Genomic DNA, 23892 nt, shown 5'->3' with positions numbered 1-23892 from the left:
GCGGGCTGTGCTTTGTACTGAACGCTGGAGCAACTGTAGGCGCAGGGCCCACCGCCCCTTGACGCGGAGTCGGGTACCGGCGCGCACGGGCGTTCGATCCTGCCAAGGCCCGCGTCAAGAAATCGTCAAGAGTTAGGTAAGGTAACGAAGTAGTTGGCTGCGGACTCCCGCGGCTTCGTGTGCCATGTACGTGCGCCAGGGAAGGGAAGGCCGCTGACCGTCCACCACCTCAACCAGCTCCTGCTCGTCTGCTCGCTCGTCCTGCTGATCGCCGTCGCGGCGGTCCGGATCTCCTCGCGCAGCGGGCTCCCCAGCCTGCTCGTCTACCTGGCCATCGGCATCGCCATGGGCCAGGACGGCATCGGCCACATCCAGTTCGACAGCGCCGAACTGGTCCAGGTCATCGGGTACGCGGCGCTGGTCGTGATCCTGGCCGAGGGCGGTCTGGGCACGAAGTGGAAGGAGATCAAGCCGGTCCTGCCGTCCGCCTCCGCGCTGGCGCTGGCCGGCGTCGCGGTGAGCGTCGGGGTGACCGCCGCGGGCGCGCACTACCTGACCGGGCTGGAGTGGCGGCAGGCGCTGATCGTCGGAGCGGTGGTGTCCTCCACGGACGCGGCGGCGGTCTTCTCGGTGCTGCGCAGGATCCCCCTGCCCTCGCGCATAACGGGCACGCTGGAGGCCGAGTCGGGCTTCAACGACGCCCCGGTGGTCATCCTCGTCGTCGCCTTCTCCACGGCCGGGCCGATCGAGCACTGGTACATCCTCCTCGGCGAGATCGCCCTGGAACTCGCCATCGGCGCCGCCATCGGCCTCGCGGTGGGCTGGCTGGGCGCCTGGGGACTGCGGCACGTGGCGCTGCCCGCCTCCGGCCTCTACCCGATCGCCGTCATGGCCATCGCCGTCGCCGCCTACGCGACCGGCGCCATGGCGCACGGCAGCGGCTTCCTCGCCGTCTACCTGGCCTCGATGGTGATGGGCAACGCCCGGCTGCCGCACTGGCCCGCCACCCGGGGTTTCGCCGACGGGCTCGGCTGGATCGCCCAGATCGGCATGTTCGTGCTGCTCGGCCTGCTGGTCACCCCGCACGAACTCGGCGACGACGTCGTCCCCGCCCTGATCATCGGACTGGTGCTGACCATGGTGGCCCGGCCGCTGAGCGTCGTGCTGTGCCAGCTGCCCTTCCGGGTGCCCTGGCAGGAGCAGGCGCTGATGTCCTGGGCAGGGCTGCGCGGCGCCGTGCCCATCATCCTCGCGACGATCCCCATGGTGGAGGGCGTCGAGGGCAGCCGCCGGATCTTCAACATCGTCTTCGTCCTGGTCGTCGTCTACACCCTGATCCAGGGCCCGACCCTGCCCTGGCTGGCCCGCAAGCTGCACCTGGGCAAGGGCGACGAGGCCGCCGACCTCGGCATCGAGTCGGCGCCCCTGGAGCGGCTGCGCGGTCACCTGCTGTCCGTCACCATCCCCGAGGGCTCGAAGATGCACGGCGTCGAGATCAGCGAACTGCGGCTGCCGGCCGGCTCCGCCGTCACGCTGGTCGTGCGGGACGGCACGTCCTTCGTGCCGCTGCCGACGACCGGGCTGCGGCGCGGGGACGAACTCCTCGTCGTCGCCACCGACCCCGTCCGGGACGCGGCCGAGGCCCGGCTGCGCGCGGTCGGCCACGGCGGCAAGCTCGCCGGCTGGCTCGGCACGGACACCGGTACGAAGCGCGGGTGAGCGGGGGCCGGGTGCCCTCTTTCACAGGTCCCGGCCCGCTCGGCCCCTGTACGATGAAGGCGGCACCTGATCGAACCAACTCTGCCTGATGCAGAGCTGGCGCGACCGTATGGCGGCCGGAACGTCCCGTGACCCGGGCTCCGGTATCTACCGCAGTCCGCGCAAGAGGACAGCTCTCGGCGCTTCCGCACGGCCATCAGCCGCGAGGCGGGACCGGCGCTACCAGGCGGCAGAAAGGCACGGCCGTGGCATCCACGGTCACCCCGTCGAAGAAGTCGCCGGAGGAGACGCTGCACACCACGCCCTCCCGCCCCGGATACGGACAACTGCTGCGCACCCGCGGCGCCTGGACGTTCCTGCTTCCCGGCTTCGCGGCCCGCCAGCCGTTCGCCATGCTGACGATCTCCATCGTGCTGCTGGTGCAGCACACCACCGGCTCCTACGGCGTCGCGGGCGCCGCCGCCGCCGTCACCGGCGTCTCCATGGCCCTGTTCGCCCCCTACAGCGGCCGGCTCGCCGACCGTTTCGGACAGCGCGCCGTGCTGCTGCCCGGTGTGCTCGTGCACGCCGCGTCCGGCCTCGCGCTGACCGTCCTCGCACTCTCCGACGCCCCCCTGTGGGCGCTGTTCGCGGCGGCCGTGCCCACCGGTGCCTCGGTGCCGCAGATCGGGCCCATGGTGCGCGCCCGCTGGGGCGTGAAGCTCGGCGGCTCCCCGCTGATGAGCACGGCGGCCGCCTTCGAGTCGGTCACCGACGAGCTGACCTTCGTCCTCGGGCCGCTGCTGGCGACCGCCCTGTGCACGGGCGTCGGCCCGGCAACCGGCCTGGTCACCGAGTCCGCGCTGACCCTGGTGGGCGGTCTGCTGTTCGCCGCGCAGAAGGGCACCCAGCCGCGGGTCGGCGGCGACGGCGGCGGCAGCCACGCGCGCGTGGAGCACGTCCCGGCGCTGCGCGTGCCCGGCGTGCGCGTGCTGGCCGTGATCTTCCTGGGCATCGGGTCGGTCTTCGGCGGCATGCAGGTCTCGCTGGCCGCGTTCACCGAGTCGATCGGCGAGCCCGGCATGAACGGCGTCCTGTACGGCGTCTTCGCCGCGGGCAACATGCTCTCCGGCCTGGCGTGCGGCGCCATCGCCTGGAAGGCGGCACCGCAGCGGCGCCTCCTGGTCGGCTACACCGCCCTCGCGCTGACCGCGTCCGGCCTGTGGGCCGCGCACTCGGTGCTCGTGCTGGCCGGCCTCGGCCTGCTCGTCGGCATGTGCATCGCTCCCGCGCTGGTCACCGGCTACACGCTGGTCGAGGACCTGGTCCCGGCGGGGGCCCGCACCGAGGCCTTCACCTGGCTGACCGGCGCCGTGGCGCTCGGCCAGGCGGCGGCCGTCACGGTCGCCGGACAGCTGGAGGACCGCTTCTGGGACGGCGCCGGGTTCCTGGTCCCGATGGGCGGCACGGTGCTCGCCCTGGCGGTGCTCGTGGCCCTGCGCTCGCGGCTGGCGACACCGGTCCGCGGACGGACGGTCGCACGTGGCGTCGGTCACCGCACGCCCGCGACAGTGGACTGAACCCCGGGAATACGTCACTATGGATCGTCGTTAGCACTCATCGAGTGAGAGTGCCAGGAGGAAGACAGTGCCGACGTACCAGTACCAGTGCACCGAGTGCGGCGAGGGCCTCGAGGCGGTGCAGAAGTTCACCGACGACGCCCTGACCGAGTGCCCGAACTGCAAGGGGCGCCTGAAGAAGGTCTTCTCCGCGGTCGGCATCGTCTTCAAGGGCTCCGGCTTCTACCGCAACGACAGCCGCGGCAGCTCGTCCAGCAGCTCGCCGGCGTCGTCCTCGAAGCCCGCCTCGACGTCGTCCTCGTCGTCCTCCTCGGACTCCGGTTCGTCGTCGGCCTCGAGCTCGTCGGCGAGCACCGGCAGCTCCTCGTCGAGCACCACCGCCGCGTAACGCTTTGCACCGGGACCCTGCCGTCGCACGAGGGCAGGGTCCTCGGCGTTGCCCGGAAAGGGGCGACGGCTAGGGTGCGGGTCATGGCGAACAAGGTGAAGGCCGAGATCGGCGTGATCGGCGGCTCCGGTTTCTACTCGTTCCTCGACGACGTGACCGAGGTCCGGGTGGACACCCCGTACGGGCCGCCCAGCGACTCCCTGTTCCTCGGCGAGGTCGCCGGCCGGCGGGTCGCCTTCCTCCCCCGGCACGGACGCGGCCACCATCTGCCGCCGCACCGGATCAACTACCGGGCCAACCTGTGGGCGCTGCGCTCGGTCGGTGTGCGCCAGGTACTCGGTCCGTGCGCGGTGGGCGGGCTGCGCCCCGAGTACGGGCCGGGCACGCTGCTGGTGCCGGACCAGTTCGTGGACCGGACGCACGCCCGCCCGTCGACGTACTTCGACGGGATGCCGCTGCCCGACGGCACGGTGCCCACGGTGGTGCACGTGTCGCTGGCCGATCCGTACTGCCCCGCCGGGCGGGCGGCGGCGCTGGAGGCGGCGCGGGGCCGGGACTGGGAGCCGGTGGACGGCGGCACCCTGGTCGTGGTCGAGGGGCCGCGTTTCGGGACCCGCGCGGAGTCGCTGTGGCACCGGGCGCAGGGCTGGTCGGTGGTCGGCATGACCGGTCACCCGGAGGCGGCGCTCGCCCGTGAGCTGGAGCTCTGCTACACCTCCCTGACCCTCGTCACCGACCTCGACGCCGGGGCCGAGAACGGCGACGGCGTCTCGCACGAGGAGGTGCTGCGGGTGTTCGCGGCCAACGTGGACCGGCTGCGGGGGGTGCTGTTCGACGCGGTGGCGGCACTGCCGGCGTCCGGGGAGCGGGACTGCCCGTGCGGGCAGGCTCTGGGCGGGATGGACCCGGGGATCACGCTGCCCTGAACCCGCCCCGACCCTGAACCGACGCCGCCCCGACGGCCTGCGGAACATCCGGAACGTCCGGTTCGGGTGAGGGAGTTCTCCACAGCTCCCGTGGTGGTCCACAGGCTGCGGCGGGGAACGGCGCGAGGCCTCATCGTGGGTGCGCAAGCCGATCCCTCGTCACAGGTGGTGGTCACCGTGTCCCGTTCCGCCGTTCCCTTCCCGCAGCCGCTCGGCGCCGACGCCCCGCCCACCGGCGAGGTGCCGCACTTCCCGCCCGTGCGGGTGCGCGGCGGACGTCACCGGCTGCACCGGCTGGTGCGGCACCGCCGGCGTGCGGTGGCCGCCGGGCTCGCGGTCACCGCGGCGGCGCTGGTGGCGGCGGGCCCCTCTCCGGGCACGGGTGCGCAGGACGGGGGCCGGGCCCGCGGGCACCCGGTGTCCGACGGGGCGCGCGAGCGGCCGGCCGCGCGGCGGGTGGCGGCGCCCGTGCGGATCGCCGACGCCGCGACGGTGCGGCTGCTGACGCCGGGCGACCGGGTCGACGTGGTCGCGTCCGAGGAGGGCGCGGGCGGCGGGGTGTCGGTGATCGCGCGGGCGGCGCGGGTCGTGCAGGTGCCGGAACCGGACGCCGGGGCGCGGGGGGACGCGGTTCCTGAGGCCGGGGTGTCCGAGGCCGGGGCGCTGGTCGTGCTCTCCGTGCCGCCCGCCACAGCGCACCGGCTGGTCGGCGCGAGTGCCCGGGCGCGGTTGGCGGTGACACTGTGCTGAGCCTGTCAAGTCCCTCGTTGGTGGTACCGGACTGGACAGCACCGCGGGGTCTCGGCGTAGGTTGCGGAGCGTTTTGTTCCACAACCTGGTCATGTGAGGAGTACCCCCGAGGTGAGCGCGAAGAAGGATCCCGGCGTCTGGCAGGGCTTCAAGGCCTTCCTGATGCGCGGGAACGTCGTCGACCTGGCGGTTGCGGTGGTCATCGGCGCCGCCTTCACCAACATCGTCAACTCGGTGGTGAAGGGCATCATCAACCCGCTGGTCGGGGCCTTCGGCACGCAGAACCTGGACAGCTACAGTTCCTGCCTCAAGGGCCCGTGCGAGGGCACCGGCGACAGCGCGACCGGCGTGCGGATCCTGTGGGGTTCGGTGCTCGGCGCCACCCTCACGTTCGTGATCACGGCGGCCGTCGTCTACTTCCTGATGGTCCTGCCCATGTCGAAGTACCTGGCCCGCCAGGAGGCCCGCCGCAAGGCGCGCGAGGGCACGCAGGAGGTCGTCGAGGTGTCCGAGCTGGAGGTGCTCAAGGAGATCCGCGACGCGCTGGTCGCACAGCGCGGCTCGGGCCACGACCGCACCTAGGGGCTGCTGCTCACAGGTGGTGGGGCGGCTTCTCGTCGAGGAAGCGCTTGAGGTCGGCCGCGCCGTCGGCCTCGGGCCGCTCGCCCCATCCCCGGTCGGTGTCGTCCGAGGACTGCTGGTCGAGCGGGTCGTCGAAGACCAGCGCGGGCTTCGGCGCGCGGGGCTCGGATTCGGGGCCGGTACTCATGGCTCCAGGGTACGGCCCGCCCCGCGGGACCACTCCGGCCCGTCGCACCGCCCCTCGGGGTCGTTCCGGCCCGTCGCACCGCCCCGGCAGGCAGGCTCCGGCCCCGGGGCACAGCCCCGGCGCCGGCACGTCCGCCCCGTCTTCCGGCCCCGCGCGGGCGATTCCGCCCCGTCTCTGCTGTGCTGGGAGCCATGACGTCCAGTCCCGTTCCCCCGCCCGAGCCGTCCTCCCCGGCCGCCGGCCGCCGGCCGCTGCGCAGGCTCACGGCCCGGCCCCCGCACGAGTCCCATCGCGTCGCCTCGCCGCTGGAGCTCTTCTTCGACCTGTGCTTCGTCGTGGCCGTGGCCCAGGCGGGCGTCCAGCTGGTGCACTCCGTCGCCGAGGGTCATGCCGGCGAGGGGATCCTGTACTACGCGATGGTCTTCTTCGCCATCTGGTGGGCGTGGATGAACTTCACCTGGTTCGCCTCGGCGTACGACAACGACGACGTGCTGTACCGGATCGTCACCCTGGTGCAGATCGCCGGGGTCCTGGTCCTGGCCGCCGGGGTCTCCTCGGCCTTCGAGGACCACGACTTCCTGGTCATCGTGATCGGCTACGTGATCATGCGGATCGCCATGTCGGCGCAGTGGCTGCGGGCGGCCCGCCACGCCGGGCCGGCGGAGCGCGCGATGACCCTGAGGTACGCCGGTGGCGTGCTGCTCTGCCAGATCGGCTGGGTGGGGCTGCTGTTCGTGCCGGACGCCGGCCGGGCGTGGCTGTTCCTGGTGATGGCGCTGCTGGAGCTGTGCGTGCCGACGCTCGCGGAGCGGAACCACCGGTCGTCCTGGCATCCGCACCACATCTCCGAGCGGTACGGGCTGTTCACGATCATCGTGCTCGGCGAGACCATCGCCGCCGCCACGGTCGCGGTGAAGTCGGGCATCGACGAGAACGACGCGCTGGGCGAGCTGCTGCCGATCGCGGTGGGCGGCCTGCTGATCGTCTTCGCCGCCTGGTGGATCTACTTCGTGGTGCCCGTCCACGGGCATCTGCGGTCCAGCAGGCAGGCGTTCGTCTGGGGGTACGGCCACTACCTGGTCTTCGCGTCTGCGGCGGCGATCGGGGCGGGGCTCGAGGTGGCCGTGGAGCAGACGGTCGGCAAGGCGCACATCTCGGCCCTCGCGGCGTCGGCCGCGGTGACCCTGCCGACGGCGATGTACCTGCTCACGGTCTGGGTGCTGCACGCGCGCCACTTCAAGGTGGGCATCGCGCAGCAGGCGGTCCTGCCGACCGCCGCGCTGATGGTGATCGGCTGCACGTTCCTCGGGGACATGGCGGTGCTCGCGGCGGGCATCGTCCTGGCGCTGGCGGTGGCGACCGGGGTGACGCTGACGGCCCGCTCGGGAGCCGCGCACCGGGGACCGACGGCGCCGGCCGCCTGAGAGCGCGCCGTCGGCCGACACTGGGGGCATGACAGTTGACGCATTGACGGACGTGGCCGGGGTGCGGGTGGGGCACGCGACGCGCATCGGCGACGGGTGGCTCACGGGCACGACGGTGGTGCTGGCGCCGGAGGGCGGGGCGGTGGCCGCCGTGGACGTGCGCGGCGGCGGTCCCGGCACCAAGGAGACCGACGCGCTCGACCCGCGCAATGTGGTGCAGCGGGTCGACGCGCTGGTGCTGACCGGCGGCAGCGCCTACGGGCTCGACGCGGCGTCCGGGGTGATGGCCTGGCTGGAGGAGCAGGGCCGCGGGGTGCGCGTCGGGCCCGGCCCGGCGCACGTCGTGCCGGTGGTGCCCGCCGCCTGTGTCTTCGACCTGGGGCGCGGCGGCGACTTCCGGGCCAGGCCGGACGCGGCCACCGGACGCGCCGCCGTCGAGGCGGCGGCCGCGAGCGCACCGGGTGCGCGGGTGGCCGAGGGAGGCGTCGGGGCCGGCACGGGAGCCGTGGTGGGGCTCCTGAAGGGCGGGGTCGGCACCGCGAGCACCGTGCTGGAGTCGGGGATCACGGTGGCCGCGCTGGTGGTGGCCAACGCGGCGGGGTCGGCGGCGGATCCGGGGACGGGGGTGCTGTACGGGGAGTTGTTCCAGGGGCGGCGTGTGGAGTATCCGGCGGCGGAGGTGCACGAGGCGGCGCGGCGACGCGTCGCCGAGGCCGCGGCGCGGAACGCACCGCCGCCGCTCAACACCACGCTCGCCGTGGTCGCCACGGACGCCGCGCTGTCCAGGGCGCAGGCGCAGAAGCTGGCCGGAACCGCGCACGACGGCATCGCCCGCGCCGTGCGTCCGGTGCATCTGCTCAACGACGGGGACACGGTGTTCGCCCTCGCCACCGGCGAGCGCCCGCTCGACGCGACGCGGCCGCTCGCGCTGAACGAGGTGCTGGCGGCGGGCGCGGACACGGTGACCCGGGCGATCGTGCGCGCGGTACGCGCCGCGGGGCCGGTGGACGGGCCGGGCGGGACGTGGCCCTCGTACGGCGAGTTGTACGGGGACGCGACCGGGGCGCCCTAGCGAGGCGAGTGTCGTGGCGCGGAGGGCGCCGTAGCGAGGCGGGCGCCGTAGCGAGGCGGGTGCCGTGGTGACGTGGGGTGCCGGCGGGCGCAAGTGGCGGGCGGTGAGGGGCGATTGTCGCGGTTCTGTCACCGATCGGCCTTTCCGGCGGGCGGTGGGAACCCCCTCGGCCGCCGGTCCGCTCTTCAGGGCTGAAGCGGCCACGCACATCACCTGAACCTGGAGCAGCCCGTGACAACGCAGGACATATCAGCGCGTCGTGCACTGGTGGCCTGTGCCGCCCTCGTGGTCGGCGCCCTGACCCTCACCGCCTGCGGCGGCAGCGCCAGCGCCGACGACAAGAGCGGCGGCGACGGCAAGGACGGCACCGGTTCGGTGAAGACCTCCGTGGCGAAGGTCGTGATCTCCGCGAAGGACGGTTCGACCGGCGCGTCGATCAACGCGACCGGCGTGAAGGTCAGCGACGGCAAGCTGACCGAGGTGCGGATGACGGTGGCGGGGACGGGCGCGGCCGTACCGGGCTCGGTGTCCGCCGACGGCAGGAGCTGGAAGCCGAAGGAGCAGTTGGAGCGCGGCACCAAGTACCGGATCAGCGCGACCGCGAAGGACGCGAAGGGCCTGCCGGCCGCCGCCGACTCGACGTTCACGACCGTCTCCTCGGACAACAGCTTCATCGGTACCTACACCCCGGACGGCGGCACCACGGTGGGGGTGGGCATGCCGGTGTCGTTCACCTTCGACAAGGAGATCGGCGACAAGAAGGCCGTGCAGTCGCACATCACGGTCACCTCCAGCAGCGGGCAGGAGGTGGTCGGGCACTGGTTCGGCGCGCAGCGCCTCGACTTCCGGCCGAAGGAGTACTGGAAGGCCGGTTCCGAGGTCACGATGAAGATCGACCTGGACGGGGTGGAGGGCGCGAACGGCGTCTTCGGCGTGCAGAAGAAGACCGTCACCTTCACCGTGGGCCGCTCGCAGGTCTCCACGGTCGACGTGAACACGCAGACCATGACGGTCGTGCGGGACGGCGAGACGGTCAAGTCGATCCCGATCTCGGCGGGCAGCGCGGAGAACCCGACGTACAACGGGCAGATGGTGATCTCCGAGAAATCCCTCCAGACGCACATGGACGGTTCGACGGTCGGCTTCGGCGGGGAGTACGACATCCCGGACGTGCCGCACGCGATGCGGCTGAGCAGCAGCGGCACCTTCATCCACGGCAACTACTGGTACCTGCCCGGCAATCCGCCCTTCGGCCGCCAGGGCACCAGCCACGGCTGCGTGGGGCTGCGGGACGTGCAGGGCGGCCGGGGCGACACCCCGAGCAAGTGGTTCTACGACAACTCGCTCGTCGGGGACCTCGTCGTCGTCAAGAACTCCCCGGACGACACGATCGCGCCCGACAACGGCCTCAACGGCTGGAACATGGGCTGGAGCGAGTGGGCCGCGGGCAGCGCCGTCTGATCCCGGCCGGCAGCGGCCGACCACCCCGCTGAGCAGCTTTTTTGACGGTCCGCCGGATCGCGCGGGAACTTCTCGCGCGTCCGGCGCGTTTTTCGTGCGTACGTTTTCCCGGTTCCCAAACATGATGTCCGACCGAGGGGCTACGGTATGCACCCACCAGGTGACATGCAGCAACGCCGGGAGAAACCTTGAGCGTTCCGTACGAGACGGCAGCGTACGAACCAGCCGAGTCGTCCGAGTCTCCGGAGGAGCACCTCATGCGACTGCTCGGCCGCGCCCTGAACTCGTTCGAGCTGCCCGACGAGACGATACGGCGGCTGGACTGCGCGCTGGCGCACGACGGTTCGCTGCACTCCGCGCACCACAGCGCCGGGCTGCACCGCGAGACGTACCGCCACACGTGGCTGCTCGCCGACGGTTCGGCGCTCACCCTCTGGGAGCTCGTCCACAACACCGTCCCGGGCGGCGAGGCGCAGCACGAGGTGTACGTCGACGAGGAGGAGCTGCGCGCCGCGACCGCCCGGCTGGCGCTGCCGCCGGACACCCCCGAGTTCGAACTGCCGGTGCCGGTGCAGCTGTCGCCGGTCCCGACCCCGCGGCACGCCTATGTCCAGGGCGGCTCCGCGGACCACGCGCGCCGGCTGCTGCGCCGCGCGGAGAACGCGGACCGGCCCGGCGCGGACACCGCCGCCCTGCTGGCCACGGCGTCCGCCCACCAGATCACGCAGGCCTTCGGCGGCCCCGGCCGCACGGGTCGTGGCGCGGTCGGCTTCGCGCTCTACGAACACGCCTTCCTGCTGCGTGACGGTGCCGAGGTCTCCCTGTGGGAGGTCGAGCACACGGCCACGCCCGACGGGCGGCACATGTGCGAGGTGTACGTCAGCGAGGACGCGGCCCGCCGGGCCATGGAGCGGCGCGCGGCGCAGCTGTCCTGAGCCGCCGTCACGGGCCGGACCTACGGCGCCGGGCCGGGCCCGCGTCGGAGCCGGCCCGGCCGACGGGCCGCGCCGCCTCAGGCCGCCACCGGCTGCTTCGTGCCGGTCGTCGAGGCCGACGGGTCCGTGTCGCCCGCTCCCGGTGCCGCCGCCGCGGGCGCCTGCTTGCGCAGGCCCTTGAGGACGATCACCAGGGCCGCGGTGACGCAGACACCGGCCGCGACGGCGACCAGGTAGAGCAGCGGGTTGCCGATCAGCGGGACCACGAAGATGCCGCCGTGCGGGGCGCGCAGCGTCGCACCGAAGGCCATCGACAGGGCTCCGGTGAGCGCGCCGCCCGCCATCGACGCGGGGATGACCCGCAGCGGGTCGGCCGCGGCGAACGGGATCGCGCCCTCGGAGATGAAGGAGGCGCCCAGCACCCAGGCGGCCTTGCCGTTCTCGCGCTCGGCGGCGTTGAACAGCCGGCCGCGCACGGCCGTGGCCAGGGCCATCGCCAGCGGCGGGACCATGCCGGCCGCCATGACCGCCGCCATGATCTTCATCGCCGAGTCGCTGGGGTCGCTGACCGCGATACCGGCGGTGGCGAAGGCGTAGGCGACCTTGTTGACCGGGCCGCCGAGGTCGAAGCACATCATCAGGCCGAGCAGCGCGCCCAGCAGGACGGCGTTGGCGCCGGACAGTCCGCTCAGCCAGTCGGTCATCGCCTTCTGCGCGGACGCGATGGGCTTGCCGATCACCACGAACATCAGGAAGCCGACCACCGCCGAGGAGATCAGCGGGATCACCACCACCGGCATGATGCCGCGCAGCGCCGCCGGGATCCGCACCCGCTGGATCGCCAGCACCACGGCGCCGGAGATCAGACCGGCCGCCAGACCGCCGAGGAAGCCCGCGTTGACGGTCAGGGCGATCGAGCCGCCGACGAAGCCGGGGACGAGGCCGGGCCGGTCGGCCATGCCGTAGGCGATGTAGCCGGCCAGGACCGGGACGAGGAAGGCGAAGGCCACGCCGCCGATCTGGAACAGCAGCGCCGCCCAGCTGTCGGCCTGCGTCCACACGAAGTGGTCCGTCACCGACGGCGCCTTGTTGATCTCGTAGCCGCCGATCGCGAAGCCGAGGGCGATCAGCAGACCGCCCGCCGCGACGAACGGGACCATGTAACTGACGCCGGACATGAGCCACTTGCGCAGCTTGGTGCCGTAGCCCTCGCCGGGTTCGCCGCCGCGCTCGACGGGCGTCGCGCCCGTGGCCGCGGCGGTGACCTCGCCGCGGGCCGCCTTCCCGCGGACCTCGGCGATCAGCTCGCCGGGGCGGTTGACGGCCGCCTTGACGCCGGTGTCGACGGTGGCCTTCCCGGCGAAGCGGTCCTTGTCGCGCACGGGCACGTCATGGGCGAAGATCACGCCGTCCGCCGCCTCGATCACCGCCGGGTCGAGCCGGGTGAATCCCGCCGAGCCCTGGGTCTCGACGGCGATCTCGACGCCCGCCTCGCGGCCCGCGTTCTCCAGCGACTCGGCCGCCATGTAGGTGTGTGCGATACCGGTGGGGCAGGAGGTGACGGCGACGATCCGGAAGGGCCGCGCGGGTCCGCCGGACTCCCCGCCGGATCCCTCGGCGGGCTCCTCGCCGGTGCTGCCCGTGGCGGGCTCGGCGGAGGCCGCCGCCGAGTCCGCCACGGAGTCCTCGTGGCCGTCGGCCGCGGCCGGTTCCTCCCCGCGGATCAGCGCCGCGGCGCCCGCAGCGTCGCCCACCGCGCGCAGCGCGGCCGTGAACTCGGCGTTCATCAGCTGCCGGGCCAGGGCGGAGAGGATCGTCAGGTGGGCGTCGTCGGCGCCCGCCGGAGCGGCGATCAGGAAGATCAGGTCGGCCGGGCCGTCCGCCGCGCCGAAGTCGACACCGAGCGCGCTGCGGCCGAAGGCGAGGGTCGGCTCGGTGACGTGCTCGCTGCGGCAGTGCGGGATGCCGATGCCGCCGTCGAGGCCGGTCGGCATCTGTGCCTCGCGGGCGGCCACGTCGGCGAGGAAGCGCTCCAGGTCGGTCACCCGGCCCTGGGCCGCCATGCGCTCGGCGAGGGCGCGCGCCGCCGCTTCCTTGGTGTCGGCGGACAGGTCGAGGTCGACCAGGTCCGCGGTGATCATGTCGCTCATCGCGGGCTCCTTCGCTCGCGTATCGCCCGGAACACGGTGTGGTGGGCGTGGGTGGGGACGGGGGTACTGCGGGGAGGCCCGGGGAGAGGCCGTGGGTGGGGCCGGCCGGTCATGACACCGGCTCCGTCAGCGCGCGGTCCGCCGGCACCCGGTCGGAGACGGACACCGCGGCCGGGTCCAGGTCGGCCGGGGTCGGCATGACGCTGCCGGGGAGCCGGACGGCCGCGGCGCCGTGGGCGACGGCGGAGGCGAGGGCCTGCGGTCCGGCGCCGCCGGCGATGAGGAATCCGGCGAGTGAGGAGTCACCGGCGCCGACGTTGCTGCGTACGGCGTCCACGCGGGCGCTGCCGAACCAGGCGCCCGCGTCGTCCACGAGGAGCTGCCCGTCGGCGCCCAGGCTGGCGAGCACGGCACGCGCGCCCAGCTCCCGTAGCTCCTCGGCGGCCTTCAGGGCGTCGCCGACGGTGGCCAGGGGGCGCCCGACGACCTCGGCGAGCTCCTCGGCGTTGGGCTTGACCACGTCGGGCCGCTCGCGCAGCGCCTCGCGCAGGGCGGGCCCGGAGGTGTCGAGGGCGATGCGGACGCCGGCGGCGTGCGCGCGGGCGACCAGGGCGGCGTACCAGGACGGCGCGAGCCCGCGGGGCAGGCTGCCGCAGCAGGCGATCCAGTCGGCGTCGCGGGACTGGCGCCTTACGGTCTCCAGGAGCAGTTCCCGTTCGGCCGCCGACAGTTCGGGGCCCGGTGCGTTGATCTTCGTCAGGACGCCGTCGGCCTCGGCGAGCGCGATGTTGGAGCGGGTGGCCCCGGCGACGGGCACCGGTGCGACCTCGATGCCCTGGGCGTCGAGCAGGTCGGCGACGAGCGCGCCGGGCGCGCCGCCGAGGGGCAGTACGGCGACGGTGCGCCGCCCGGCCGCCGTGACCGCACGCGAGACGTTCACGCCCTTGCCGCCGGGGTCGACCCGCTCGCCGGTGGCGCGGACGACCTCTCCGCGGTCCAGGGAGGGCACCTCGTAGGTGCGGTCGAGCGACGGGTTGGGAGTGACGGTGAGGATCATGCGCGTACTACTTCCGTGCCGTCGCGCTCGATGGCGGCGGCGTCGTCGGGGCTCAGCCCGCTGTCGGTGATCAGCAGGTCCACGTCGCTCAGGGCGCCGAAGCGGGCGAAGTGCTCCTGACCGTGCTTGGAGGAGTCGGCGAGCAGCACCACGCGCCGCGCCGCGGCGACGGCGGCCCGCTTGACCGCGGCCTCGGCGAGGTCGGGGGTGGTCAGACCGTGCTCGGCGGAGAAGCCGTTGGCCGCCACCACGGCCACGTCGGCGCGGATCTCGCCGTACGCGCGCAGCGCCCAGGCGTCCACGGCGGCACGCGTACGGTGCCGCACCCGCCCGCCGACCAGGTGGAGCTGGATGCCGGGGTGGTCGGCGAGGCGGGCGGCGATGGGCAGGCTGTGGGTGACGACGGTGAGCCGGGCCTCGGGCGGGAAGGCGGCGGCCAGGCCGGCCACCGTCGAACCGGCGTCGAGGACGACCGTGCCCTCGGCGGGCAGTTCCGCGAGGGCCGCCTTGGCGATGCGCTCCTTCTCGCCGGCCGCCGTGGACTCGCGCTCGGCGAGATCGGGCTCGAAGTCGAGGCGCCCGGCGGGGATGGCGCCGCCGTGCACCCGGCGGAGCAGCCCGGCGCGGTCGAGGGCCTTCAGGTCGCGGCGGATCGTCTCCGCCGTCACCTGGAACTCGTCGGCCAACGACACGACGTCCACCCGGCCGCCGTCCCGGGCGAGCCGGAGGATCTCCTGCTGCCGCTCCGGTGCGTACATGCCTGTTCACCTCCACCTTGTGCCCGAACGTGTGGTTTCACCGGAGGCTACGCCCGGTTTTCCGGAATGTAAACGGGCTACCGGAAACGATCAGACACAACCGGGCACGTACGGGCATAGTCGGGGGTGTGGAGGACGAGACGCGGGCGGGCCCGGCACGCCACCGTGCCGGGCCCGCCCGCGTGTCCGTCCCCGCCGTCAGACCAGCGCGGCCTTCTGCGCCGTCTCCCCCTCCGCGGCGTCCTTCGGCCCCTCGGCGCCCTCCACGTGCTGGGCCGGGCGCTTGGGCAGGGCGAACATCAGCAGGAAGATGACGCCCATCACCGCGGCCACCCAGATCAGCGCGTTCTGGAAGGCGTCCGCATAGGCGGGGCCGAGGGCGGCCCTGGTCAGGTGGTCGTCCATCGTGCCGAAGAAGGCCACCGACACCAGGCCGAGGCCGAGCGCGTTGCCCATCTGCTGCACGGTGTTGATCAGCCCGGACGCGGCGCCGGCGTGCTCGCGCGGCACCTGGGACAGCACCGCGTCGGTGAGCGGGGCGACGATCAGGCCCATGCCGAGCCCCATGACGACGAGCGGCAACGCCATCTGCCAGGACGTGATGCCGGAGCCGTACCGACCGGCCTCCCAGATGTAGACGAGCACTCCGGCCGCCATCACCAGCGCGCCCGCCTGGAGCACCTTGCGCCCGAAGCGCGGCACCAGCTTCTGCACCGACAGGCCCGCGGCCGTCGAGACCGCGATCGAGAACGGCACGCCCGTCAGACCCGACCGCAACGCCGACCAGCCCAGGCCCACCTGCATGTAGAGGGTCCACACCAGGAAGAAGATGCCGAGTCCGACCCCGAAGACGGTCTGCACGGCGATGCCCGCCGCGAAGCTCTTCACCTTGAACAGCGACAGCTCGACCAGCGGGGACCCGTCCCGCGCGCTCTTGCGCCGCTCGTACGCCACCAGCACCGCGAGGACGACGAACGCGCCGCCCATCGACACGTACCCCCACAGCGGCCAGCCCAGGTCCTCGCCCCGGGTCAGCGGGTAGATCAGCATCAGCAGGCCGAGGGTGACCAGGGCGACGCCGACCAGGTCCAGCTTGAGGGCGCGCGGTGCCTTGGACTCGGTGATGAAGCGGCTGCCGAGGATCAGGCCGGCGATGCCGACCGGCAGGTTGATGAGGAAGATGGGCCGCCACTCCAGCCCGAAGAGGTTCCACTCGGTGAGCAGCGCGCCGAGCAGCGGCCCGGAGACGGCCCCGAGGCCGACGATCGCGCCGAACAGGCCGAACACCTTGCCGCGTTCGTGCGCCGGGAAGGTCGCGTGCACGATCGACAGCACCTGCGGCACCATCAGCGCGGCCATGGCGCCCTGGAGGATGCGGGAGGCGACCAGCATCTCGGGGTTGGCCGCGAAGCCGCACAGCGCGGACGCCAGCGTGAAGCCGGCGATGCCCACGAGGAACAGCCGCTTGCGGCCGTGGATGTCGCCGAGCCGCCCGCCGGTGATCAGGCCGGCGGCGAAGGCCAGGGCGTATCCGGCGGTGATCCACTGGATCTGGCTGAAGGTGGCGCCCTCGTTCCGCTGGATCGACGGGATCGCGATGTTGACGATCGTGACGTCGACGAGGTCCATGAACGCCGCCGTCATCACGATCGCGAGGGCGAACCAGCGCCGGCGGTCGCCGCCCGCGGCGGGCTGCTCCTGAGGGGTGTCCGGGGTGTGCGAGAAGGTCATGGGAGCAAGCTATGGCCCCAGTAGGTCAGAGCGCGTCCTATATTTCCGGCATCCTCGGGCCATGACGACGGACACTCCGGCACGGCTCCTGACGCTCCTCTCCCTCCTCCAGACACCCCGTGAGTGGCCCGGCGGCGAGCTCGCCGACCGACTCGGGGTCTCCCGCCGCACGGTCCGGCGCGACATCGACCGGCTGCGCGAACTGGGCTATCCGGTGCAGGCCACCATGGGCTCCGACGGCGGGTACCGGCTGGTCGCCGGCAAGGCGATGCCGCCGCTCGTGCTGGACGACGAGGAGGCGGTGGCGATCGCGGTCGGGCTGCGCGCCGGGGCGGGGCACGCCGTCGAGGGCGTCGACGAGGCGTCGGTGCGGGCGCTGGCCAAGCTGGAGCAGGTGCTGCCGGCCCGGCTGCGGCACCGCGTCGCCACCCTCCAGGCCGCGACGACGCCGCTGACCAGCGGGGACGGGCCGAGCATCGCGCCCGAGACGCTGACCGTCATGGCCTCCACGGTCGCCGGGCGGGAGCGGCTGCGGTTCGCCTACCGCGCCGCCGACGGCACCGAGTCGCGGCGCGTGACGGAGCCGTACCGGCTGGTCTCGACGGGGCGGCGCTGGTACCTGGTCGCCTACGACCTCGACCGCGACGACTGGCGGACCTTCCGGGTCGACCGGGTGAGCGAGCCGTTCGCCACGGGCGCGCGGTTCGCCCCGCGGGAGCTGCCGACGGGGGACGCGGCGGAGTACCTGCGCCGGTCCATGCAGCGCCGCGGCGACTCGTACGAGATCGTCGTCGTCTTCGCCGCGCCGGCGGAGGAGGTCGCCGCACGGCTGCCGGGCTGGCTGGGCGCGCCGGAGCCGCTGGGCGGCGGGACGTCGTGCGTCCTGCGGGCCACGGTCTCGGGCCCGGCGGAGTGGACGGCACTGCGCCTGGCGACGCTCGGCGTGGACTTCCGGGTGGAGGAACCCGCGGAGCTGGTGACGACCGTACAGACCCTGGCCGCCCGCCTGACCCGAGCAACCCCGAACCCCTGACACGCCACCGCGTGATCCGCGCACCTCGAACCCCTGACACGCCACCGCGTGATCCGCGCACCCCGAACCCCTGACACGCCACCGCGTGATCCGCGGGCAATCGTGCCTCCCCCAGTGCCTGAAGCGGGCCTGAACGGGCGTGGGAGGTACCCCCAGGGCGGCACGGGCGGGCGCGGCGGCACCTCGTCAGCGCCGAGCCGCGCAACCCACCCCCGCGCCCGCTCAGCCCAGCCCGGCTACCCGACCGACCCCCGCGCCTCGTCCCACTCAAGCCCTCTCAGCACCTCGAGGTTCCCCAGCGCCAGGTCCAGCGCCCGCACCGGCTCCTCCGCGGAAGCAGCCCAGTACTCCACCGCCACCCGCACAGCCGCCCCCGCCGCCGCAGCCGCAAAACGCGTCCTGGGCCCGACGACCGCCTCCGCCGGCTCCTCGGCAACGTTGTCGTCCCGCCCGTGCACCCGCTCCGCCAGCGCCTCCCCCAGCGCCCGCTCGGTCACATGGCACACCTCCGCCCACACCTTCCGCAGCGCGGGACTCCCCTCGGCCAGGCGGATCAGCGTCCGCGCCCCCTCCCACGAAGCGGCGGACACCCCGGCCCCCGGCGTCAGCACGTGCCGCGTCGCGTGTTCCAGCGCCTGCGGCGGGGACAGTTCGGCCGGCGCTTCGCGCACCGCTTCGACCCAGCGTTCGGCGCCGAGGGCGTAGAGGGGCGCGACGGCCTCCTCCTTGGTGGCGAAATAGCGGTAGAAGGTGCGCGGCGCGATACCGGCGGCGCGCGCGATGTCCTCGGCCCTGGTGGCCCTCAGGCCCTGTTGCGCGAAGAGGCGGGCCGCCGCGCGGGCGATGTCCATGCGGGTCTCGGCCTTGCGCCGCTCGGTCAGCGAGACCGCAGGCCGGCCGGGTGCGGGAGTACGGGTGGTGCTGCTCACTTCGGCAGGCTATGCCGCTGTGGCAGAATCTGCCATCCGGCGGGTCACCCCGGGGTTCAGGTTCGGGGTGGCCCGCCTTTCCACGTCTGCCCACACGGAGAGAGCCGGGCTTCGGCACCCGGGGGGAGGGGCGCCGAGCCCGGCTCGGGAAGTCCCGGCGCCGGGGGGAGTGCGTCGGGACGTGGTCCAAGTGTGCGTCGGATCCGGTGCGGATCGGGGCGCGAACCGCCGGGCCCGGAGTTCTTGTTCCCGGGCCCCCGCCGATTGAAGCAGCGTTACACGCCATGTTTGCGCGGGCTTCGGCCACCGGCGTACGCCCCACGCGTCACCCCACGCCCCCCGCCTCACGAGGGACCGGGGCCGGGGCCGCCCGCGACGACGGCCCCGCGGTCCTAGGCCGCCGCCTCGAAGCCGGTGTCGCGCGCCAGCTTCTTCAGCTCCAGCAGCGCGTGCTTCTCGATCTGCCGGATCCGCTCACGGGTGAGTCCGTGCTCCTTGCCGACCTCGGTCAGCGTGCGCTCGCGGCCGTCGTCGATGCCGTAGCGCATCTTGATGATCGAGGCCGTGCGCGGGTCGAGGCGGCCGATCAGGTCGTCCAGCTCCTCGCTGCGCAGCAGCGTCATCACGGACTGCTCGGGCGACACGGCGGAGGTGTCCTCCAGCAGGTCGCCGAACTGGGTCTCGCCCTCGTCGTCCACCGACATGTTCAGCGAGACCGGGTCGCGGGCCCAGTCGAGCACGTCGGTGACGCGCTCCGGCGTGGAGCCCAGCTCGGCCGCGATCTCCGCGGGCTCCGGCTCGCGGCCGTGCTCGCGGTTGAACTCGCGCTGCACGCGGCGGATCCGGCCCAGCTCCTCCACGAGGTGGACGGGCAGACGGATGGTGCGCGACTGGTCGGCGATCGACCGGGTGATGGCCTGGCGGATCCACCAGGTCGCGTACGTCGAGAACTTGAAGCCCTTGCGGTAGTCGAACTTCTCGACCGCGCGGACCAGGCCGGCGTTGCCCTCCTGGATGAGGTCGAGGAGCGGCAGACCGCTGCGCGGGTAGCGGCGGGCGACCGCGACGACCAGGCGGAGGTTGGAGCGGATGAAGACGTCCTTCGCCCGCTCGCCCTCGGCGATCAGCGCCTCGAGCTCCTCCCGGGTGGCATCCGCCCCGGTCTCCTCGTAGCCTTCGAGGACCTGCCGCGCGAACACACCCGCCTCGATGGTCTGGGACAGCTCGACCTCCTTGGCGGCGTCGAGCAGCGGGGTCCGCGCGATCTCGTCGAGGTACATGCCGACCAGATCGCGGTCGGCGAGCTCGCCGCCGTTGGCGCGGACGCTGGTTGCCGCGTCGGCCGTCTCGCCGGTGGCGGACTTACGACGGGCGACGGCACGGGTTGCCATGCGTGCTCCCTTGCGATGAGTGGTTCAGCGGGCGGTCCTGTGGACGTTCGGCCACCGTGTGGGTCGTCTCCGGTCTCTGCTTGCAGTTACGGAATCCGTCTCCGGACTCCCTCCGGACTCTCCTCGGGTGCCCTGCATCCGATGGAAACAACGACTGGAATCCGGACAGAATTCCCAACCCGCCCCCCGATTTTTCTGATCATGCAGTACCCTGTGCCGCCGCACGAGGAGGACCGATGTCGTCGCAGCGCACGGATGTCCAGGTCAGGCCGGGGGTCGACGGCGACCTCAAGGCGCTCACCGAGCTCTACAACCACTACGTACGTGAGACGCCCATCACGTTCGACACCGCCCCGTTCACCCCGGAAGAGCGCCGCCCTTGGCTGCTCTCCCACCCTGAAGACGGCCCCCACCGGCTGAGGGTTGCCACGGACGCGGACTCACGGGAGATTCTGGGCTACGCCACATCCAGTCCTTATCGCGCCAAGCCCGCCTACGCGACGTCGGTGGAGACCACCGTCTACGTCGCCCCGGGGGCCGGCGGCCGGGGCATCGGCACCCTGCTCTACACCTCGCTCTTCGAGGCGCTGGCCGGCGAGGACCTGCACCGCGCCTACGCGGGCGTCGCGCTGCCCAACGCGGCCTCCGCCCGCCTGCACGAGCGCCTCGGCTTCCGGCACGTGGGCACGTTCCGCGAGGTGGGCCGCAAGTTCGGCCGCTACTGGGACGTGGCCTGGTACGAGAAGCCGCTCCGGAACCGCTCCTGAGCGGACTCAGCCGAACTGCACCGACCGCTTCGCCAGCCCCATCCAGAACCCGTCGATCACCGACTCTCCGAGGTCCAGCTCGCCGGCCGCGTCGGCCGCGCCCATCGTGACGAACAGCGGGGCGAAGTGTTCGGTGCGCGGGTGGGCGAGCCGGCCCGCCGGGGACTTGCGGGTGAAGTCGAGCAGCGCGTCCACGTCACCGGCGTCGAGCGCGCGCCGGCCCCAGTCGTCGAACTCCGCGGACCAGGCGGGCACGCCGCCCTGGCGCAGGGCGGCCAGATTGTGGGTGAAGAACCCGGAGCCGATGATCAGCACGCCCTCGTCGCGCAGGGGCGCGAGCCTGCGGCCGGTCTCCATCAGCCGGACCGGGTCGAGGGTCGGCATGGAGACCTGGAGGACCGGGACGGCGGCGTCGGGATACATCTCCACCAGCGGAACGTACGCGCCGTGGTCGAGGCCGCGGTCGGGCACGTCCTGCACGGGCGTGCCGGGGGCGCGCAGCAGCTTGCGGACGGAGTCGGCGAGTTCGGGGGCACCGGGGGCCGCGTAGCGCACCTGGTAGTAGCGCTCGGGGAAGCCCCAGAAGTCGTGGACGAGCGGCACGGTGCGGGTGGCGCCGAGGGCGAGCGGGGCCTCCTCCCAGTGGGCGGAGACGACGAGGATCGCCTTCGGGCGGGGCAGACCGGCGGCCCAGGCGGCCAGCTGCCCGGGCCAGAGGGGGTCGTCGGCGAGGGGCGGGGCGCCGTGACTCAGGTAGAGGGCGGGCTTGCGCTCCCGCACGTCGGTCGGCATGGCGGCGGCTCCCCATCACATGGCTTGGCTGGAACGGACGAACTACTTGAAGTCTCAACCTCTCTCTCGAAGCTACCTCCATTTTGTTTAATCTTCAAGAAGTGGTCTCGTAGAGTGGGATGCATGAACACGGCACCCATCCCGGCCCCCGCCGACGAGCCCCGCTGGCTCACCGACGAGGAACAGCTCGTGTGGCGCTCCTACATCGAGGCCGCCACCCTCCTGGAGGACCACCTCGACCGCCAGCTCCAGCGCGACGCGGGCATGCCCCACGTCTACTACGGCCTGCTGGTCAAGCTCGCCGAGTCGCCGAGGCGGCGCCTGCGGATGACGGAACTGGCCAAGTACGCGAAGATCACCCGTTCCCGCCTCTCGCACGCGATCGCCCGCCTGGAGAAGAGCGGCTGGGTGCGCCGCGAGGACTGCCCGTCCGACAAACGCGGCCAGTTCGCGGTGCTCACGGACGAGGGGCACGCCGTCCTGCGGCAGACCGCGCCGGGTCACGTCGCCGCCGTACGCCAGGCCCTGTTCGACCGGCTCACCCCGGAACAGCAGAAGTCCCTCGGCGAGATCATGCGGATCGTCGCCGAGGGACTCCAGCCCGCGGAGGCGGGCGCGGACCTGCCCTGGCTGCGCTGAACGCCTCGCTCAGGGAGGGCCGGTGGTGCTCAGGGCCCGAGGGGTGTCACCGGCCGGCGTCAGTGGGCGACGACCGGCACCGGCAGCTCGTCCTCCACACCGTCGCCGGAACCGGCCCCCGTGACGGAGGCGCCGCCCGGACGGCCGGCGTTGACGAAGGTCAGCGCGATCACACCGGCGGCGACCAGGATGCCGACGGCGAACCAGATCGCGCTGGTGTAGCCGTGCACCATGCCCTCCAGCTGGACCAGCTGCTGCTGGGACCGGCCGGCCGCGCCGCCGATGTGGTCGGCGATGTAGGACGTGGTGGCCGAGGCGGCGATCGTGTTCAGCAGCGCCGTACCGATGGCGCCGCCCACCTGCTGGGAGGTGTTGACCATCGCGGAGGCCACACCGGCGTCCCGCGGCTCCACGCCCTGGGTGGCCAGGGACATGGCCGGCATGAACGCCGTACCCATCCCGAGACCGAGCAGCAGCATCGCGGGCAGCAGCAGGGCGGCGTAGGAGGTGTCGACCTCCAGCTGCGTCAGCAGCAGCATGCCGAGCGCGGCGACCAGGAAGCCGGGGCCCATCAGGAGCCGGGCCCGGACGCGGGTCATCAGGCGGGCGCCGATCTGGGTGGAGCCCGTGATCATGCCCGCGACCATGGGCAGGAAGGCGAAGCCGGTCTTCACCGGCGAGTAGCCCTTCACGACCTGCAGGTAGTAGGTCAGGAAGAGGAACAGGCCGAACATGCCGATGATGGCCAGGCCCAGCGAGAGGTAGATACCGCCGCGGCTGCGGTCGGTGACCACGCGCAGCGGCAGCAGCGGCGCCTTGACCCGCTTCTCGACGAGCACGAAGGCGGTCAGCAGCACGGCGGAGCCGACGAACATGCCGATCGTCAGACCGTCGCTCCAGCCGGCCGACTCGGCGCGGGTGAAGCCGTACACGAGCGCGACCAGACCGAGGGTGGAAAGGATCACGCCGGGGATGTCGAGCGAGGAGCGGTTGCGGCTGTCCTCCGGTTCGCGGATGACCAGGTACGCGCCGGCCGCGGCGACGACCGCGAACGGGATGTTGACGAAGAAGGTCCAGCGCCAGTCCAGGTACTCGGTGAGGAAGCCGCCGAGGATCAGACCGACGGCGGCACCGCCACCGGCGATCGCACCGTAGATGCCGAACGCCTTGGCACGCTCCTTGGCGTCCGTGAACATCACGGCGAGCAGGGAGAGCGCGGCGGGCGCGAGCAGCGCGCCGAAGGCACCCTGCAGAGCGCGGGAGCCGAACATCATCGCCTCGTTGGTGGCCGCACCGCCGAGCGCGGAGGCCACGGCGAAGCCGGCCAGACCCGTGACGAAGGTCCGCTTGCGGCCCCACAGGTCGGCGATCCGGCCGCCGAACAGCAGCAGACCGCCGAAGGCGAGGGCGTAGGCCGTGACGACCCACTGCCGGTTGCCGTCGGAGATGCCGAGGTCCTGCTGGGCGGAGGGAAGGGCGATGTTCACGATGGTCGAGTCGAGGACGACCATCAGCTGGGCGAGCGCGATGAAGACGAGCGCCTTCCAGCGTCCGGCGTCGGGGACGCCGGGGGCGGGAGCCTTGACGGCTGCTTGAGACATGGGGATACCCACTTCGGGACTTCGTGACGGAAAAAGGTCGG

At 72.9% G+C, this 23892-nt stretch carries 22 protein-coding genes; 13 read left to right on the top strand and 9 right to left on the bottom strand.

The features are described from left to right. Positions 1 to 153: 153 nt before the first annotated feature. The 6 genes from AB0E77_RS06450 (at position 154) to mscL (ending at position 5924) form a co-directional block, all read left to right on the top strand. Complete coding sequence (locus AB0E77_RS06450; protein WP_361566367.1) at positions 154 to 1719, top strand: potassium/proton antiporter; 1566 nt, start codon at positions 154 to 156, stop codon at positions 1717 to 1719. 245 nt (positions 1720 to 1964) lie between these two features. Beyond that, complete coding sequence (locus tag AB0E77_RS06445) at positions 1965 to 3278, top strand: MFS transporter (RefSeq protein ID WP_361566364.1); 1314 nt, start codon at positions 1965 to 1967, stop codon at positions 3276 to 3278. Positions 3279 to 3345: 67 nt separating this feature from the next. Further along, positions 3346 to 3666 (top strand): FmdB family zinc ribbon protein, encoded by a 321-nt coding sequence (locus AB0E77_RS06440; RefSeq protein WP_361566361.1) that lies wholly within the window; start codon positions 3346 to 3348, stop codon positions 3664 to 3666. A gap of 83 nt (positions 3667 to 3749) precedes the next feature. Further along, positions 3750 to 4592 carry an S-methyl-5'-thioadenosine phosphorylase gene (locus AB0E77_RS06435; RefSeq protein ID WP_361566359.1) on the top strand — a complete coding sequence of 281 codons (843 nt, stop codon included), beginning with the start codon at positions 3750 to 3752 and terminating at the stop codon, positions 4590 to 4592. A 240-nt stretch (positions 4593 to 4832) separates the two neighbouring features. Continuing rightward, the gene (locus AB0E77_RS06430) at positions 4833 to 5342 is read left to right on the top strand and encodes an RcpC/CpaB family pilus assembly protein (protein WP_361566684.1); all 510 of its coding nucleotides are present in this window, start codon (positions 4833 to 4835) and stop codon (positions 5340 to 5342) included. 111 nt (positions 5343 to 5453) lie between these two features. Continuing rightward, positions 5454 to 5924, top strand: coding sequence for a large conductance mechanosensitive channel protein MscL (gene mscL / locus AB0E77_RS06425; protein WP_361566357.1), 471 nt, complete (start codon positions 5454 to 5456; stop codon positions 5922 to 5924). Between the two features lie 10 nt (positions 5925 to 5934). On the opposite strand, the gene AB0E77_RS06420 is transcribed toward mscL, so the two are convergent. Continuing rightward, a complete protein-coding gene (locus tag AB0E77_RS06420) occupies positions 5935 to 6111 on the bottom strand; it encodes a hypothetical protein (protein WP_361566354.1) in 177 nt (58 codons plus the stop codon). Between the two features lie 191 nt (positions 6112 to 6302). Here AB0E77_RS06420 and AB0E77_RS06415 point away from each other — a divergent pair, with 191 nt between their 5' ends. From AB0E77_RS06415 to AB0E77_RS06400, 4 genes are all read left to right on the top strand, one after another. Next, positions 6303 to 7535, top strand: coding sequence for a low temperature requirement protein A (locus tag AB0E77_RS06415; protein WP_361566351.1), 1233 nt, complete (start codon positions 6303 to 6305; stop codon positions 7533 to 7535). Between the two features lie 28 nt (positions 7536 to 7563). Beyond that, positions 7564 to 8607 (top strand): P1 family peptidase, encoded by a 1044-nt coding sequence (locus tag AB0E77_RS06410; RefSeq protein WP_361566348.1) that lies wholly within the window; start codon positions 7564 to 7566, stop codon positions 8605 to 8607. Positions 8608 to 8838: 231 nt separating this feature from the next. Then, positions 8839 to 10068 (top strand): Ig-like domain-containing protein, encoded by a 1230-nt coding sequence (locus AB0E77_RS06405; protein WP_361566345.1) that lies wholly within the window; start codon positions 8839 to 8841, stop codon positions 10066 to 10068. Between the two features lie 188 nt (positions 10069 to 10256). Next, complete coding sequence (locus tag AB0E77_RS06400; RefSeq protein ID WP_361566343.1) at positions 10257 to 11003, top strand: DUF6227 family protein; 747 nt, start codon at positions 10257 to 10259, stop codon at positions 11001 to 11003. Positions 11004 to 11080: 77 nt separating this feature from the next. Here AB0E77_RS06400 and AB0E77_RS06395 read toward each other — a convergent pair whose 3' ends face one another. The 4 genes from AB0E77_RS06395 to AB0E77_RS06380 all read right to left on the bottom strand — a co-directional run bounded on the left by AB0E77_RS06395 (position 11081) and on the right by AB0E77_RS06380 (position 16699). Then, a complete protein-coding gene (locus AB0E77_RS06395; protein WP_361566340.1) occupies positions 11081 to 13153 on the bottom strand; it encodes a fructose-specific PTS transporter subunit EIIC in 2073 nt (690 codons plus the stop codon). A 109-nt stretch (positions 13154 to 13262) separates the two neighbouring features. Beyond that, the gene (pfkB, locus tag AB0E77_RS06390; RefSeq protein ID WP_361566337.1) at positions 13263 to 14210 is read right to left on the bottom strand and encodes a 1-phosphofructokinase; all 948 of its coding nucleotides are present in this window, start codon (positions 14208 to 14210) and stop codon (positions 13263 to 13265) included. Beyond that, a complete protein-coding gene (locus tag AB0E77_RS06385) occupies positions 14207 to 14968 on the bottom strand; it encodes a DeoR/GlpR family DNA-binding transcription regulator (protein ID WP_361566334.1) in 762 nt (253 codons plus the stop codon). The genes pfkB and AB0E77_RS06385 overlap by 4 nt, the downstream gene beginning before the upstream one ends. 198 nt (positions 14969 to 15166) lie before the next feature. Beyond that, complete coding sequence (locus tag AB0E77_RS06380; protein WP_361566332.1) at positions 15167 to 16699, bottom strand: MFS transporter; 1533 nt, start codon at positions 16697 to 16699, stop codon at positions 15167 to 15169. Between the two features lie 61 nt (positions 16700 to 16760). On the opposite strand from AB0E77_RS06380, the gene AB0E77_RS06375 reads away from it, so the two are divergent. Beyond that, positions 16761 to 17732 (top strand): YafY family protein, encoded by a 972-nt coding sequence (locus AB0E77_RS06375; protein ID WP_361566329.1) that lies wholly within the window; start codon positions 16761 to 16763, stop codon positions 17730 to 17732. Between the two features lie 236 nt (positions 17733 to 17968). On the opposite strand, the gene AB0E77_RS06370 is transcribed toward AB0E77_RS06375, so the two are convergent. Further along, a complete protein-coding gene (locus tag AB0E77_RS06370) occupies positions 17969 to 18583 on the bottom strand; it encodes a helix-turn-helix domain-containing protein (protein WP_361566681.1) in 615 nt (204 codons plus the stop codon). A gap of 470 nt (positions 18584 to 19053) precedes the next feature. Further along, positions 19054 to 20052 (bottom strand): sigma-70 family RNA polymerase sigma factor, encoded by a 999-nt coding sequence (locus AB0E77_RS06365; protein ID WP_359395871.1) that lies wholly within the window; start codon positions 20050 to 20052, stop codon positions 19054 to 19056. Between the two features lie 236 nt (positions 20053 to 20288). On the opposite strand from AB0E77_RS06365, the gene AB0E77_RS06360 reads away from it, so the two are divergent. Then, positions 20289 to 20819 (top strand): N-acetyltransferase family protein, encoded by a 531-nt coding sequence (locus AB0E77_RS06360; RefSeq protein ID WP_361566326.1) that lies wholly within the window; start codon positions 20289 to 20291, stop codon positions 20817 to 20819. A gap of 6 nt (positions 20820 to 20825) precedes the next feature. Here the strand turns inward: AB0E77_RS06360 and AB0E77_RS06355 are convergent, their stop codons facing one another. Continuing rightward, on the bottom strand, positions 20826 to 21611 hold the full coding sequence (locus AB0E77_RS06355) for a class III extradiol ring-cleavage dioxygenase (protein ID WP_361566323.1): 786 nt from the start codon (positions 21609 to 21611) through the stop codon (positions 20826 to 20828). Between the two features lie 123 nt (positions 21612 to 21734). Here AB0E77_RS06355 and AB0E77_RS06350 point away from each other — a divergent pair, with 123 nt between their 5' ends. After that, positions 21735 to 22250, top strand: coding sequence for a MarR family transcriptional regulator (locus AB0E77_RS06350; RefSeq protein WP_361566320.1), 516 nt, complete (start codon positions 21735 to 21737; stop codon positions 22248 to 22250). Between the two features lie 59 nt (positions 22251 to 22309). On the opposite strand, the gene AB0E77_RS06345 is transcribed toward AB0E77_RS06350, so the two are convergent. Continuing rightward, positions 22310 to 23851 carry an MFS transporter gene (locus AB0E77_RS06345; RefSeq protein WP_361566317.1) on the bottom strand — a complete coding sequence of 514 codons (1542 nt, stop codon included), beginning with the start codon at positions 23849 to 23851 and terminating at the stop codon, positions 22310 to 22312. Positions 23852 to 23892: the final 41 nt, after the last annotated feature.

Source organism: Streptomyces sp. NPDC032940, assembly GCF_040636935.1.
Taxonomy (GTDB): domain Bacteria; phylum Actinomycetota; class Actinomycetes; order Streptomycetales; family Streptomycetaceae; genus Streptomyces.
Note: the sequence above shows the minus strand (reverse complement) of the source record. Positions and strands in the feature narration are given on the sequence as shown.